This window comes from Pseudacidovorax sp. NFM-22, assembly GCF_021401245.1.
In the GTDB taxonomy this organism is placed as follows: domain Bacteria; phylum Pseudomonadota; class Gammaproteobacteria; order Burkholderiales; family Burkholderiaceae_C; genus Xenophilus.
Genome location: NZ_JACBFY010000001.1, coordinates 463,773 through 477,709 on the forward strand (window position 1 = coordinate 463,773; position 13,937 = coordinate 477,709).

The 13,937-nt window shown below is 68.2% G+C and carries 12 protein-coding genes; 4 read left to right on the top strand and 8 right to left on the bottom strand.

Going from position 1 to position 13,937, the window contains the following annotated elements; translation table 11 throughout:
• Positions 1-3 precede the first annotated feature (3 nt).
• Entirely contained in the window at positions 4-648 is a 645-nt protein-coding gene (locus L0984_RS02055; protein WP_234192107.1) for an RnfABCDGE type electron transport complex subunit B, read from the top strand.
• 39 nt (positions 649-687) lie between these two features.
• On the opposite strand, the gene L0984_RS02060 is transcribed toward L0984_RS02055, so the two are convergent.
• The 7 genes from L0984_RS02060 to scpA all read right to left on the bottom strand — a co-directional run bounded on the left by L0984_RS02060 (position 688) and on the right by scpA (position 9,734).
• Complete coding sequence (locus L0984_RS02060) at positions 688-1,179, bottom strand: VOC family protein (protein ID WP_234192108.1); 492 nt, start codon at positions 1,177-1,179, stop codon at positions 688-690.
• Positions 1,176-2,204, bottom strand: coding sequence for a biotin synthase BioB (bioB, locus tag L0984_RS02065; RefSeq protein ID WP_234192109.1), 1,029 nt, complete (start codon positions 2,202-2,204; stop codon positions 1,176-1,178). The genes L0984_RS02060 and bioB overlap by 4 nt, the downstream gene beginning before the upstream one ends.
• Before the next feature lie 24 nt (positions 2,205-2,228).
• Positions 2,229-4,283, bottom strand: coding sequence for an acetyl-CoA carboxylase biotin carboxylase subunit (locus tag L0984_RS02070; RefSeq protein WP_234192110.1), 2,055 nt, complete (start codon positions 4,281-4,283; stop codon positions 2,229-2,231).
• A 20-nt stretch (positions 4,284-4,303) separates the two neighbouring features.
• A complete protein-coding gene (locus L0984_RS02075; protein ID WP_234192111.1) occupies positions 4,304-5,836 on the bottom strand; it encodes an acyl-CoA carboxylase subunit beta in 1,533 nt (510 codons plus the stop codon).
• Entirely contained in the window at positions 5,833-6,942 is a 1,110-nt protein-coding gene (gene meaB, locus L0984_RS02080) for a methylmalonyl Co-A mutase-associated GTPase MeaB (RefSeq protein WP_234192112.1), read from the bottom strand. Before meaB ends, L0984_RS02075 begins: the two co-directional genes overlap by 4 nt.
• Positions 6,939-7,463, bottom strand: a complete 525-nt coding sequence (locus L0984_RS02085) for a GIY-YIG nuclease family protein (protein WP_234192113.1) — start codon at positions 7,461-7,463, stop codon at positions 6,939-6,941. Before L0984_RS02085 ends, meaB begins: the two co-directional genes overlap by 4 nt.
• A gap of 117 nt (positions 7,464-7,580) precedes the next feature.
• On the bottom strand, positions 7,581-9,734 hold the full coding sequence (gene scpA, locus L0984_RS02090) for a methylmalonyl-CoA mutase (RefSeq protein ID WP_234192114.1): 2,154 nt from the start codon (positions 9,732-9,734) through the stop codon (positions 7,581-7,583).
• 139 nt (positions 9,735-9,873) lie between these two features.
• On the opposite strand from scpA, the gene L0984_RS02095 reads away from it, so the two are divergent.
• The gene (locus tag L0984_RS02095) at positions 9,874-10,521 is read left to right on the top strand and encodes a GntR family transcriptional regulator (RefSeq protein WP_234192115.1); all 648 of its coding nucleotides are present in this window, start codon (positions 9,874-9,876) and stop codon (positions 10,519-10,521) included.
• Positions 10,522-10,620: 99 nt separating this feature from the next.
• Here L0984_RS02095 and dusA read toward each other — a convergent pair whose 3' ends face one another.
• Positions 10,621-11,634: a tRNA dihydrouridine(20/20a) synthase DusA gene (gene dusA / locus L0984_RS02100; protein ID WP_234192116.1), complete on the bottom strand. Its 1,014-nt coding sequence runs from the start codon at positions 11,632-11,634 to the stop codon at positions 10,621-10,623.
• 249 nt (positions 11,635-11,883) lie between these two features.
• Between dusA and L0984_RS02105 the strand changes: the two genes are divergently transcribed.
• Positions 11,884-12,396, top strand: coding sequence for a MarR family winged helix-turn-helix transcriptional regulator (locus L0984_RS02105; protein WP_234192117.1), 513 nt, complete (start codon positions 11,884-11,886; stop codon positions 12,394-12,396).
• A complete protein-coding gene (locus L0984_RS02110) occupies positions 12,393-13,919 on the top strand; it encodes an MDR family MFS transporter (protein ID WP_234192118.1) in 1,527 nt (508 codons plus the stop codon). The genes L0984_RS02105 and L0984_RS02110 overlap by 4 nt, the downstream gene beginning before the upstream one ends.
• Positions 13,920-13,937 lie beyond the last annotated feature (18 nt).

The window sequence follows — 13,937 nt, forward strand, 5'->3', positions numbered from 1 at the left end:
CCCATGACCCGCATGCAGAGGGACCGCCTGCTCGACGCCCTGCCCCAGACGCAGTGCACCCGATGCGGCTACCCGGACTGTGCCGGTTATGCGGCGGCAATGGCCGATGGCAGCGCGGACATCGACCGCTGCCCGCCGGGCGGCGCCGAGGGCGTGCGGCGGCTGGCGCAACTGCTCGGCCGGGACGAACGCCCGCTCGACCCCGGATGCGGCAGCGAGGGCCCCCGAACCCTGGCCGTGATCGATGAAGCCTGGTGCATCGGCTGCACACGCTGCCTGGAGGTCTGCCCCACGGACGCCATCCTGGGGTTCCACAAGCGCATGCACACCGTGATCGAAGCCCACTGCACGGGCTGCGAACTGTGCGTGCCGGTGTGCCCGGTGGATTGCATCGGCCTGGAAGTGGTCACACCTGGCCTGAGCGGCTGGGCCGCCTGGTCACAGAAGCAGGCGGACCATGCCCGCCAGCGATACGCTGCCCGTCGCCGCCGGCTGCAGGCGGCCGGCGCAGAACCGTCCCCCGAGAACACGCCGACGCAGGCTCCGGTGCCGGCCGACGCGGATGCGGACGCTGCGCGCAAACGCCGCATCGTCGAGGCGGCATTGGCCCGCGCGCGCGCCGCGCGCCAACCGGCAACGCCGGACTGACGGAGCACGCGCGGAGCCCGATCCGCGCCTGCGCCACGTTCAGCCGGCCGCGCTCGCCGCCAGCGCGCCGAAGGCCTTCACCACCTCGGGCGGTGCCTGCACCAGCTCGATCAGCACGCCCTCGCCGGAGATGGGGAATTCCTCGTTGCCCTTGGGGTGCAGGAAGCAGATGTCGAAGCCCGCCGCGCCGCGGCGGATGCCGCCCGGCGCGAAGCGCACGCCATGCGCTGTCAGCCATTCCACGGCGCGCGGCAGGTCGTCGATCCACAGGCCCACGTGGTTCAGCGGCGTGGTGTGCACGGCGGGCTTCTTCTCGGGGTCCAACGGCTGCATCAGGTCGACTTCCACCTTGAAGGGACCGCTGCCGATGGCGCAGATGTCCTCGTCGACGTTCTCGCGGTCGCTCTTGAAGGTGCCGGTCATCTCCAGCCCCAGCATGTCGACCCACAGCGTGGCCAGGCGTTGCTTGTCGGCACCGCCGATGGCGATCTGCTGGACGCCCAGGACCTTGAACGGACGTTGGGTGCTCATTCGCATGCTCCTTCATTGGCAGCCACGTCATGGCCGCGCAGACCCAGCCTGGCCAGCAACTGCCGGTCGGCCTCTACATCGGGATTGCCGGTGACCAGCAGCTTGTCGCCGTAGAAGATCGAGTTGGCGCCAGCCAGGAAGCACAGCGCCTGCACCGCGTCGCCCAGCTGCTGTCGGCCGGCCGAGAGCCGCACGCGGGCCTTGGGCATCAGGATGCGCGCGACAGCGATCACGCGCACGAAGTCCAGCGGGTCGATGGGATCGCTGTCGGCCAGCGGCGTACCCGGCACACGCACCAGACTGTTGATGGGTACCGACTCCGGATAGGGCTCGAGGTTGGCCAGCTGCGCCAGCAGGCCGGCGCGGTGCACCGGCGCCTCGCCCATGCCGACGATGCCGCCGCAGCAGACGCTGATGCCGGCGGCGCGCACATGGGCCAGGGTGTCGAGCCGGTCCTGGTAGGTGCGGGTGTCGACGACGTCGCCGTAGTACTCCGGCGCGGTGTCGAGGTTGTGGTTGTAGTAGTCCAGGCCGGCGTCGCGCAACGCCTGGGCCTGGTGCGCCTCCAGCATGCCGAGTGTGGCGCAGGACTGCAGGCCCAGGCCCTTCACGGCCTGCACCAGTTCGGCCACCTTCTCGATGTCGCGGTCCTTGGGCGCACGCCAGGCGGCGCCCATGCAGAAGCGCGTCGCACCGGCCTCCTTCGCAGCCTGGGCGGCGGCGGTGACCTCTTCGACGCTCATCAGCTTCTCCGCCTTGACGCCGGTGTCGAACTCGGAGGACTGCGGGCAATAGCCGCAGTTCTCCGGGCAGCCCCCGGTCTTCACGGAGAGCAGCGTCGCCAGCTCGATGTCGCCGGCTGGCCAATGTTCACGGTGCACGGTCTGCGCGCGGAACAGCAGCGCGTTGAAGGGCAGGTCCAGCAGGGCCTGCACCTCCTCGACGCGCCACCGCGGGGCGGTGGCTCCGGCGGCCGCAGGTGCCGCACGGCGCAGCGCCACGGGATGTTCGAGGGTGGTTTCCATGCGCTCGATCGTAGGCACGCCCATTCAGTTGAACTCCAGGATCACCTGATCGACCGCCAGCGATTCGCCCTTGCCGGCGGTGATCTTGCCCACCACGCCGTCCTGTGCGGCGAAGAGCACGTTCTCCATCTTCATGGCCTCGATGACGGCCAGCTTCTCGCCGGCCTGCACCTGCTGGCCTTCCTTGACGGCAACGTCCACCAGCAGCCCGGGCATCGGCGACAGCAGGAACTTGCTCATGTCCGGCGGCGCCTTGTAGGGCATCAGCGACTGCAGGCGGGCTCCCAGCGGCGACAGCACCATGGCCTCGATCTGCGTGCCGTTGTGCTGCACGCTCAGGGCCAGCGGGTTCTTGCCCGCGCCGCGCTCGACCTGCGCGGTGAACGGCTGGCCGTTCACGCGCCCTTCGATGCGGATCCCGCCCAGCGGCGAGCGGCTTTCGAGCTGGTAGCTGCGGCTGCCGACCTGCACCGCGCTCGCGCCCGTGGCGCCCTGGAAGTCGGTGACGCTCACCGGCGTGTGGCGATGCTCGCCATCCGCCCCCAGCGTGACGACCACGAACTGCTCGCCCACCTTCACGCCATGGCCCGCCAGTTGGCCGCTGATGCCCGAGGCACGCGCACGGTAGCGCCGGTGCGCGTAGGCCGCCAGCGCGACCAGGAAGTCGGGGTCGTCATGCGGCACGTCCTCGGCCCGGAAGCCATGGCCGTAGTGCTCGGCGATGAAGCCGGTGTTGAAGTCGCCGCTGACGAACTTGGGGTGCGCCAGCAGCGCCGCCTGGAAGGGAATGTTGCTGTGGATGCCGCGGATCGCGAAGCCGTTGAGCGCCTCGCGCATCAGCGCGATGGCATGCGCCCGGTCCCGCCCGTGCACGATGAGCTTGGCGATCATCGAGTCGTAGTACATGGGGATCTCGCCGCCCTCGTACACGCCCGTGTCCACGCGCACGCCGTAGGCATCGGGCGCATTGGGCTCGGCGGCCGACAGCGACTCGGCCGGCGGCTGGAACTTCACCAGCCGGCCCGTGGAGGGCAGGAAGTTGCGGAACGGGTCTTCCGCATTGATGCGGCATTCGATGGCCCAGCCGTCGCGCTTCACGTCGGCCTGCGTCAGCGGCAGCGACTCGCCGGCCGCGACGCGGATCATCAGCTCCACCAGGTCCAGCCCGGTGATGCATTCGGTGACCGGATGCTCCACCTGCAGGCGGGTGTTCATCTCCAGGAAGTAGAAGTCCTGGTCCTTGCCGACCACGAACTCCACCGTGCCGGCCGACTGGTAGTTGACCGCCTTGGCCAGCGCCACCGCCTGCTCGCCCATGGCCTTGCGCGTGGCATCGCTGATGAAGGGCGACGGCGCCTCCTCGATCACCTTCTGGTGGCGCCGCTGGATCGAGCATTCGCGCTCGTTCAGGTAGATCACATGGCCCTGGCTGTCGCCCAGCACCTGGATCTCGATGTGCCGCGGCTGCTCCACGAACTTCTCGATGAAGATGCGGTCGTCGCCGAAGGAATTGCGCGCCTCGTTGCGGCAGGAGGTGAAGCCCTCCAGCGCCTCCTTGTCGTTGAAGGCGACGCGCAGCCCCTTGCCGCCGCCACCGGCACTGGCCTTGATCATCACCGGATACCCGATGCCCTTTGCGATCTCCACGGCCTGCTCGGGCGTGTCGATGGCGTCGTTGTAGCCGGGGATGGTGTTGACCTTGGCCTCGTTCGCCAGCTTCTTGGAGGCGATCTTGTCGCCCATGGCCGCGATCGAATGGTGCTTCGGGCCGATGAAGACGATGCCCTCCTCTTCCACGCGCCTGGCGAAGGCCTCGTTCTCCGACAGGAAGCCATAGCCCGGGTGCACCGCCTCGGCACCGGTCTTCTTGCAGGCCTCGATGATGCGGTCGGCCATCAGGTAGGACTCGCGCGAGGGCGCGGCGCCGATGTGCACGGCCTCGTCGGCCAGCTCGACATGGCGGGCGTCGCGGTCCGCGTCCGAGTACACGGCCACGGTCTTGATGCCCATCTTGCGGGCGGTCTTGATGACGCGGCAGGCGATTTCGCCGCGGTTGGCGATCAGGATCTTCTTGAACATGTGCAGCTCTCCCTGGCTCATCAAAGTGGAATGTTTCCGTGCTTGCGCCACGGGTTTTCCAGCTTCTTCTCGCGCAGCATCACGAGACTGCGGCAGATGCGCTTGCGCGTCTCGTGCGGCAGGATCACGTCGTCGATGTAGCCGCGTGCACTGGCGACGAAGGGGTTGGCGAAGCGGGCCTTGTACTCGGCCTCGCGGGCGGCGAGCTTCTCCGGGTCCTTCTTCTCCTCGCGGAAGATGATCTCCACCGCGCCCTTGGCGCCCATCACCGCGATCTCGGCGCGCGGCCAGGCCAGGTTGACGTCGCCGCGCAGGTGCTTGGAGGCCATCACGTCGTAGGCACCGCCGTAGGCCTTGCGCGTGATGACGGTGATCTTCGGCACCGTGCATTCGGCGTAGGCGTACAGCAGCTTGGCGCCGTGCTTGATGATGCCGCCGTACTCCTGGCTGGTGCCGGGCATGAAACCGGGCACATCCACGAAGGTGACGACCGGGATGTTGAAGGCATCGCAGAAGCGCACGAAGCGCGCGGCCTTGATCGAGCTCTTGATGTCCAGGCAGCCGGCCAGCACCAGCGGCTGGTTGGCGACGATGCCCACGCTCTGGCCTTCCATGCGGGCGAAGCCGATCACGATGTTCTTCGCGTAGTCGGGCTGCAGCTCGAAGAAGTCGCCGTCGTCCACGACCTTGAGGATCAGCTCCTTCATGTCGTAGGGCTTGTTGGGGTTGTCGGGCACCAGCGTGTCCAGCGACAGGTCGGCGCGGTCGGCCGGATCGCCGCTGGGGCGCACCGGCGGCTTCTCGCGGTTGGACAGCGGCAGGTAGTTGTACAGGCGGCGCAGCATCATCAGCGCCTCCACGTCGTTCTCGAAGGCCAGGTCGGCCACGCCGCTCTTGGTGGTGTGGGTGATGGCGCCGCCCAGTTCCTCGGCCGTGACGCTCTCGTGCGTCACGGTCTTCACCACCTCGGGGCCAGTGACGAACATGTAGCTGGAGTCCTTCACCATGAAGATGAAGTCGGTCATGGCCGGCGAGTACACGGCGCCGCCCGCGCAGGGGCCCATGACCAGGCTGATCTGCGGCACCACGCCCGAGGCCATCACGTTGCGCTGGAACACGTCGGCATAGCCACCGAGCGAGGCCACGCCTTCCTGGATGCGCGCGCCGCCCGAGTCGTTCAGGCCGATGACCGGCGCGCCCACCTTCATGGCCTGGTCCATCACCTTGCAGATCTTCTCGGCGTGGGCCTCGGAGAGCGCGCCGCCGAAGACGGTGAAGTCCTGGCTGAAGACGAACACGAGGCGGCCATTGATCATGCCGTAGCCCGTGACCACGCCATCGCCCGGGATCTTGTTGTCCGCCATGCCGAAGTCGGTGCAGCGGTGCTCGACGAACATGTCCCATTCTTCGAAGGTGCCGTCGTCCAGCAGCAGTTCGATGCGCTCGCGCGCCGTGAGCTTGCCCTTGGCATGTTGCGCGTCGATGCGCTTCTGGCCGCCGCCCTGGTGCGCCTGCGCACGGCGGCGTTCGAGTTCTTCGAGGATGTCCTTCATGGTGTCCTGTCGGTTGGGGATGAGGCGGGCGGCGCATCGGTCGCCGTCCGGGATGGGGGGGATGGGGGCTCAGCTGCCAGAGCCAGAAGCTGGCGCGCGGCGGTCGACGCGGCCACGTGGCCAGCGGCCACCTCGGCGGACACGCCGGCCAACTTTTCGCGCACCTGCGGATGCTGGCGGAAAGCCTGGCGCAAGCCGGCCTCGATGCGCTCCCACATCCAGGCCAGGGCCTGCTTCTCGCGGCGGGCGGCCATTCGGCCGTTGGCGGCCTGCAGCTGGCGGAACTCGGTCACGGCAGCCCAGAAGCGGTCGACACCCACGCCGGTCAGCGCGCTGAGCTGCATCACGCGCGGCAGCCAGTGGCGCACTTCGGCGCCGCTGTGGGCGTCGTGCATGGCCTGCGCATGCTGCGGATTGCCATGGTGCCCGAAGAGCCGCAGGGCCGAGGTGATCTGCGCCTGGGCCCGGGTGGCGGCATCGGCGTCGATGTCGGCCTTGTTGATGACGACCAGGTCGGCGATTTCCATCACGCCCTTCTTGATGGCCTGCAGGTCGTCGCCGGCGTTGGGCAGTTGGAGCAGCACGAACATGTCGGTCATGCCGGCCACGGCCGTCTCGCTCTGGCCCACGCCGACGGTCTCGACGATCACCACGTCGTAGCCGGCGGCTTCGCAGACCAGCATGGCCTCGCGCGTCTTCTCCGCCACGCCGCCGAGCGTGCCCGACGAGGGGCTGGGGCGGATGTACGCCTGCTCGTGCACCGAGAGGCGCTCCATGCGCGTCTTGTCGCCCAGGATCGAGCCGCCGGAGACGGTAGACGACGGGTCGATGGTGAGCACCGCCACGCGGTGGCCGTGCTCGATCAGGTGCAGGCCCAGGGCCTCGATGAAGGTGGATTTGCCGACGCCCGGGACGCCGGAGATGCCGAGGCGGAAACTGTGGCCGGTGTGCGGAAGCAGCGCCGTGAGCAGCTCGTCGGCCTGGGCGCGGTGGTCGGCGCGGGTCGATTCGAGCAGCGTGATGGCCTTGGCCATGGCGCGGCGCTGGGCCATCGGCGTGGCGCCGTGCAGGATGGCGTCGAAGTGGGAAGAAGGCGCCTGGGTCATGGGGCTGCCCCGGCTGACGGGTTTGTCGGATGCGTGACCGCATCGGCGTCCCCAGTCCGTGCGGGCTGTGCTTGTCGTGACTGGTCGTCCCCAGTCCGTTCGGGCTGAGCCTGTCGAAGCCAGGACACGACCTCCGCCAGCGCGCTGTTCTGCCCTTCGACAAGCTCAGGGCGAACGGATTGAGGGCTCGGGCCGAGTCTCGGGTTTGCCGTCTGAAACGAACCGCCATCAGCACCTCCTTGCGTCCGCGAGCGCGCCAACTGTTGAACCGCGATCCAATCTCCGCGCACCAGCGCCTCCTTCTTCGCCCGCGACCATCCCTTGATCCGCAGCTCGAAGGCCAGCGCCGCTTCACGCGTCTCGAACTCGCCCTGCCACGACACCGTGAACGGCTTGCGCGTGGCGGTGTAGCCGATCCGGCCCGACACATGCTGCTGCAGGCGCGCATCCAAGTCATCGGTATGGCCCGCGTAATAGGAGCCGTCCGCGCAGTGGAGCAGGTAGACGAAGAAGGGCTTCACACGATTGGGAGAAAAGGCTTCGACAAGCTCAGCCCGAACGGTGGAAAGGGCAGCGATGGATCCACGGTAGAGCTACGACCGCACAGGCACAGGCACAGGCATAGGCATAGACCAGCCTCAAGCGGCGACGGCCGCCCGGATCTGCTCCAGCACATCTTTCGCACTGGCCGGAATCGGCGTCCCGGGCCCGTAGATGCCCTTCACGCCCGCCTCGTACAGGAACTCGTAGTCCTGCCGCGGAATGACACCGCCCACGAACACGATGATGTCGTCCGCGCCCTGCTTCTTCAGTTCTTCGATGATCGCCGGCACCAGCGTTTTGTGGCCCGCCGCGAGCGTGCTCACGCCCACGGCATGCACGTCGTTCTCGATGGCCTGGCGGGCGCATTCCTCCGGCGTCTGGAAGAGCGGGCCCATGTCCACGTCGAAGCCCAGGTCGGCGAAGGCCGTGGCCACCACCTTGGCGCCGCGGTCGTGGCCGTCCTGGCCCAGCTTGGAGATCATCACGCGCGGCCGGCGGCCCTGGTCCTCGGCGAAGGCGTCGATTTCCTTCTTGAGCGCTTCCCAGCCTTCGGCCGAGTCGTAGGCGGCGGCGTAGACGCCCGTCACCTTCTGCGTGTCCGCGCGGTGGCGGCCGAAGGCCTTTTCCAGCGCGTCCGACACTTCGCCCACCGTGGCGCGCAGGCGGATGGCCTGGATGCTCAGGTCGAGCAGGTTGCCCTCGTTCTTCTCGGCCGCGGCCGTGAGCGCATCGAGCGCGGCCTGCACCTTGGCGCCGTCGCGCGCGGCGCGGATGTTCTGCAGGCGCGCCACCTGCTGGTCGCGCACCTTCATGTTGTCGATGGCGAGGATCTCGACCGGGTCCTCGTTCTTGAGCTTGTACTTGTTGACGCCGACGATGACGTCGCGGCCCGAGTCGATGCGCGCCTGCTTCTCGGCCGCCGCGGCCTCGATCTTGAGCTTGGCCCAGCCGCTGTCGACCGCCTTGGTCATGCCACCCATGGCCTCGACCTCCTCGATGATGGCCCAGGCGGCATCGGCCATGTCCTGGGTGAGCTTCTCCATCATGTAGCTGCCGGCCCAGGGGTCGATGACGTTGGTGATGTGCGTCTCTTCCTGAATGATCAGTTGCGTGTTGCGGGCGATGCGGGCGCTGAACTCGGTCGGCAGCGCGATGGCCTCGTCCAGCGCGTTGGTGTGCAGCGACTGCGTGCCGCCGAACACCGCGGCCATGGCCTCGATGGTGGTGCGCACGACGTTGTTGTACGGGTCCTGCTCGGTGAGCGACCAGCCCGAGGTCTGGCAGTGCGTGCGCAGCATCAGGCTCTTGGGGTTCTTGGCGCCCGTGGCCTTCATGATCCGGCACCAAAGCAGGCGCGCGGCGCGCATCTTGGCGACTTCGAGGTAGAAGTTCATGCCGATGGCCCAGAAGAAGCTCAGGCGCCCGGCGAAGTCGTCCACGTCCATGCCCTTGGCGATGGCGGTCTTCACGTACTCCTTGCCGTCCGCCAGGGTGAAGGCCAGTTCCAGCGCCTGGTTGGCGCCGGCTTCCTGCATGTGGTAGCCGGAGATCGAGATCGAGTTGAACTTCGGCATGTTCTTCGCCGTGTACTCGATGATGTCGCCGATGATCCGCATGCTCGGCTCGGGCGGATAGATGTACGTGTTGCGGACCATGAACTCCTTGAGGATGTCGTTCTGGATGGTCCCGCTGAGCTTGTCCTGCGACACGCCCTGCTCTTCCGCCGCCACCACGTAGCCGGCCAGCACGGGCAGCACGGCGCCGTTCATGGTCATCGACACACTGACCTTGTCCAGCGGGATGCCGTCGAACAGGATCTTCATGTCCTCCACCGAATCGATGGCCACACCGGCCTTGCCGACGTCGCCGGTCACGCGCGGATGGTCACTGTCGTAGCCGCGGTGGGTGGCCAGGTCGAAGGCCACCGACACGCCCTGCCCGCCCGCGGCCAGCGCCTTGCGGTAGAAGGCATTCGATTCCTCCGCGGTGGAAAAGCCGGCGTACTGGCGGATGGTCCAGGGTCGCACGGCGTACATCGTCGCCTGCGGGCCGCGGATGTAGGGCTCGAAGCCGGGCAGCGTGTCGCTGTAGCGCAGGCCCTGCAGGTCGGCGGCCGTGTAGAGCGGCTTGACGGTGATGCCGTCGGGCGTCACCCAGTTGAGCGCCGAGACGTCGCCGCCGGGGGCCGACTTGGCCGCGGCGCGCGTCCAGTCTTCGAGGGTGGAGGGCTTGAATTCGGAATCCGCCATGCTTCGTCTCTCTCGCTTGACCTCTGGTGCCGGAAGTACGGCCACGCTGGCCGACCCCGGGGAATCCCGCAAGTCTAGCCGTCTGTAATTATTAATTCAATTATGAATTAGGGGCTTCTTCTGCGATACAGTCGCCGCCATGTCTGCCCTGACCCTCACCCCGCGCGCCCTCTATGAAGAGGTGGCGGAGCTGCTGCGCCAGCGCATCTTCCGCCGCGAACTGGAGCCCGGCAGCTGGATCGACGAGCTGCGCATCGCGGAAGAACTGGGCATCAGCCGCACACCATTGCGCGAGGCGCTGAAGGTGCTGGCCGCCGAGGGGCTGGTGACGATGAAGCTGCGCCGCGGCGCCTATGTGACCGAAGTGTCCGATCGCGACCTGGCCGACGTGTACCACCTGCTCGCCCTGCTGGAGAGCGACGCGGCCGGCGTGGTCGCCACGCGCGCCGCCGAGGCCCAGATCGCGGAGCTGCGCGCCCTGCACCAAGAGCTGGAGGCCGCCGCCCGCCCCGGCCAGGTGGACCGGGAGCACTTCTTCGCCGTCAACGAGCGCTTCCACATGCGGCTGCTGGCCATCGCCGACAACCGCTGGCGCGACCAGATGGTGGCCGACCTGCGAAAGGTGATGAAGCTCAACCGCCACAACTCGCTGCTGAAGGCGGGGCGCATCGAGGAATCGCTGGCGGAGCACCGCGCCCTGGTGGCCGCCATCGAAGCGCGGGACGCGCAGGCGGCCGAGGCGCGCATGCGCGAGCATTTCGCGAACGGGCTCGAAGCGGCGTCCTGAGTCGCCGCTCGGTCCTGGTGAGCCGCGGCCTGTTGCCGGGCCGTCAGCTGCTCGCCGCCCGTGTAACGAGCAGCCCGGCGCCCTGTGCGGCCTGTGCGCTCAGGCCTCGGCCGTGGCGCTGGCGTGCGCGCGCGCCATGACCTCGTGCGGATCCAGCTCGCGCAGGCGATGGTCGCTCCACACCTGCCGCCAGCGGCGCGCGCCCGGCAGGCCATTGCGCAACCCCAGCATGTGCCGCGCGATCGACTGCCACGACGTGCCGTGCGCCTGCTTCTCTCGGCGCATGTAGTCGCACATCTGCGCCTCCACCTCCTCGCGCGTCACCTCACGCGGCGCGTCCCCGAAGAAGGCGCTGTCCCACTGCGAAAGCCACCACGGGTTGTGGTACGCCTCGCGGCCCACCATCACGCCGTCGAGCAGGCGCAGTTGCGCGTGCACCTGTTCGTCGGTCTGGATGCCGCCGTTGATCGCGATGAACAGCTGAGGAAAGTCGTGCTTGATCCGGTGCACCAGCTCGTAGCGCAGCGGCGGAATCTCCCGGTTCTGCTTGGGGCTCAGGCCCTTGAGCCACGCGTTGCGCGCATGCACGATGAAGTGGCGGCAGCCGGCGTCGGCCACGGTTCCGACGAAGTCGCGCACGAAGTCGTAGCTCTCCACCCGGTCGATGCCGATGCGGTGCTTGACGGTCACGGGCACGCTCACCACGTCCAGCATCGCCTTCACGCCATCGGCCACCAGCGCCGGCTCCGCCATCAGGCAGGCGCCGAAGGCACCGCGCTGCACCCGCTCGCTGGGGCAGCCGCAGTTCAGGTTGATCTCGTCGTAACCCCACTGCTCTCCCAGCCGCGCGCTGGCCGCCAGATCGGCGGGCTCGCTGCCGCCCAGTTGCAGCGCGACCGGGTGTTCGGTCTCGTCGAAGCGCAGATGCCGCGCCGCATCGCCGTGCAGGATGGCGCCGGTGTTCACCATCTCGGTGTACAGCAGCGCCTGGCGGCTCAGGAGGCGGTGGAAGTAGCGGCAGCCCCTGTCTGTCCAGTCGAGCATCGGGGCCACAGAGAGCCGGCCGACGGGCAGCGACGCCTGCGGCGATGAGGAAAGGTCCTTGTCGTTCATGAGTTGGGCAGGGGCGCCGGTCGAGAGAGAGGCCGGCGAACAGCGCAGCGTGGACGCTCGTTCCGCGGGAAAGAAAACATGAAGCCGCGCCACGGAGGGTGTGCACGGGGCGGCGAGAGGTCGGCATTTTCCCAGGTCTCAGCGACACGCGCGGCACAGCACGCGCCAAGGACAGCGGCCAACCGCGAGCCAGCTCCTGTCTCAAGCAGTCAGGCTCATTTAATAAACATGCTTACGATATAGATGTTTATGAAAATCGACCCCTCCAAGCGCTTCAGCTTTCTGGTCAACCAGGTGGCCAAGCTGCACGGCGCTCACTTCGACCGGCTGGCCCGTGAACGGATGGGTCTGTCCCTGGCGCAATGCCGATTGCTCTGGGCGCTGGCACATCCCGAACAGCCCGAACCGTTGTCGCAGGCCGCCCTGGCCCAGCGACTGGAGACCAGCGCCATGGCCGTCGCCACGCTCTGCGACCGCATGGAGGCCGGCGGCTGGATCCGGCGCGAGCCCTCGCCCAGTGACCGCCGCGTCAAGCTCATTCATGCCACCCCCCGCGCTCTCGATGCCATGGACCAGGCCCTCGCCATCAGCGACGAGGTGCTGGCCCACGGCCTCGTCAACCTGAGTGCCGACGAGCAGGCCCAGCTCATGGCATTGCTGGCCAAAGCCCGGGAGGGCCTGCTGGCCTGGCAACCCGATGCGGCGCCGGCTTCGCTGCACGACGGCGGCGCGACCCGTGGCCCCGAGGAGACCGCCCCATGACCCCCACCCCCCAGAACCCCGTGCCCCACCGCGGCATGATCACCGTCTCGATCATGCTGGCGACGATCATGCAGGCGCTGGACACCACCATCGCCAACGTCGCCCTGCCCCACATGCAGGGCAGCCTGCAAGCCTCGCAGGACCAGATCACCTGGGTGCTGACCTCTTACATCGTCGCGGCAGCCATCACCCTGCCGCTGACCGGCTGGTTCTGCGGCCGGTGGGGCCGGCGGCGCGTCTTCCTGGTGTCGGTGGTGGGCTTCACGGTGGCGTCGGCGCTGTGCGGCATCGCGGGCTCGCTGGTCGAGATCGTCGGCGCTCGGCTGCTGCAGGGCGTCTTCGGGGCGGCGCTGGTGCCGCTGTCGCAGGCCGTGCTGCTCGACATCAACCCGCGGGAGAAGGTGGGCCAGGCCATGGCCATCTGGGGTGCGGGCATCATGATCGGCCCCATCCTGGGCCCGCTGCTGGGCGGATGGCTGACGGATCAGCTCGACTGGCGCTGGGTGTTCTTCATCAACCTGCCGGTGGGCATCGTGGCCTTCTGGGGCATCGCACGGTACCTGCCCGAGAGCCGTCCGAAGTCCGAGAAGCTCGACGTGTTCGGCTTCGCGACGCTCAGCCTGGGCATCGGCCTGCTGCAGCTCTTCCTGGACCGCGGCGAACAGCTGGACTGGTTCGACTCGTGGGAGATCCGTCTGGAGGCAATCGGCGCCGTGGTCGCCCTCGCCCTCTTCGCCGTCCACACCTGGACCGTGCAGGGCGTGAGCTTTCTCAACCGCGATCTGCTGAAGGACCGCAACTTCGTCACCGGCCAGTTCTTCGCGTTCGTCGTCGGCATCATCCTGTTCGCGACCACCTCGCTGCTGCCCAACTTCCTGCAGGGGCTGATGGGCTATCCGGTCGTCTATACCGGTGCGGTCACGGCGCCCCGCGGCGTGGGAACGATGATCGCCATGATCGTCGTCGGGCGACTGGTCCACCGGATCGACGTGCGCGCCATCATGGCGGCCGGCTTCGGCCTGACGGCTTTCTCGCTGTGGCAGATGACGCGCTTCACGCCGGACATGGACAGCACACTGATCGTCACCTCGGGCTTCATCCAGGGCCTGGGCATCGGCTTCACCTTCGTGCCGCTGTCGACCGCCACCTTTGCCACGCTGCCGGCGCGGCTGCGCAACCAGGGCACGCCGATCTTCAGCCTCCTGCGCAACATCGGCAGCAGCGTCGGCATCTCGGTGGTGCAGACGCTGCTGACGGAAGGCTCCGGCCGGGCGCATGCCAATCTGGCCGCGCTGGTGTCGCCGGGCAACCAGGGGCTGCTGGCGCTGCCACCGGCCATGGACCTGGGCACCCAGACCGGCCTGGCCGTGCTGAACGCCGAGGTCACGCGTCAGGCCACCATGGTGGCCTACCTCGACGACTTCTGGATCATGATGGTGCTGACCGCGGTGACCATCCCGCTGCTCCTGCTCATCCGCAGGCCGCCCAAGGCCGCGGGCGGCCCGGCCGAGATTCCGCACTGACCGTGCGGGACCGCCGCG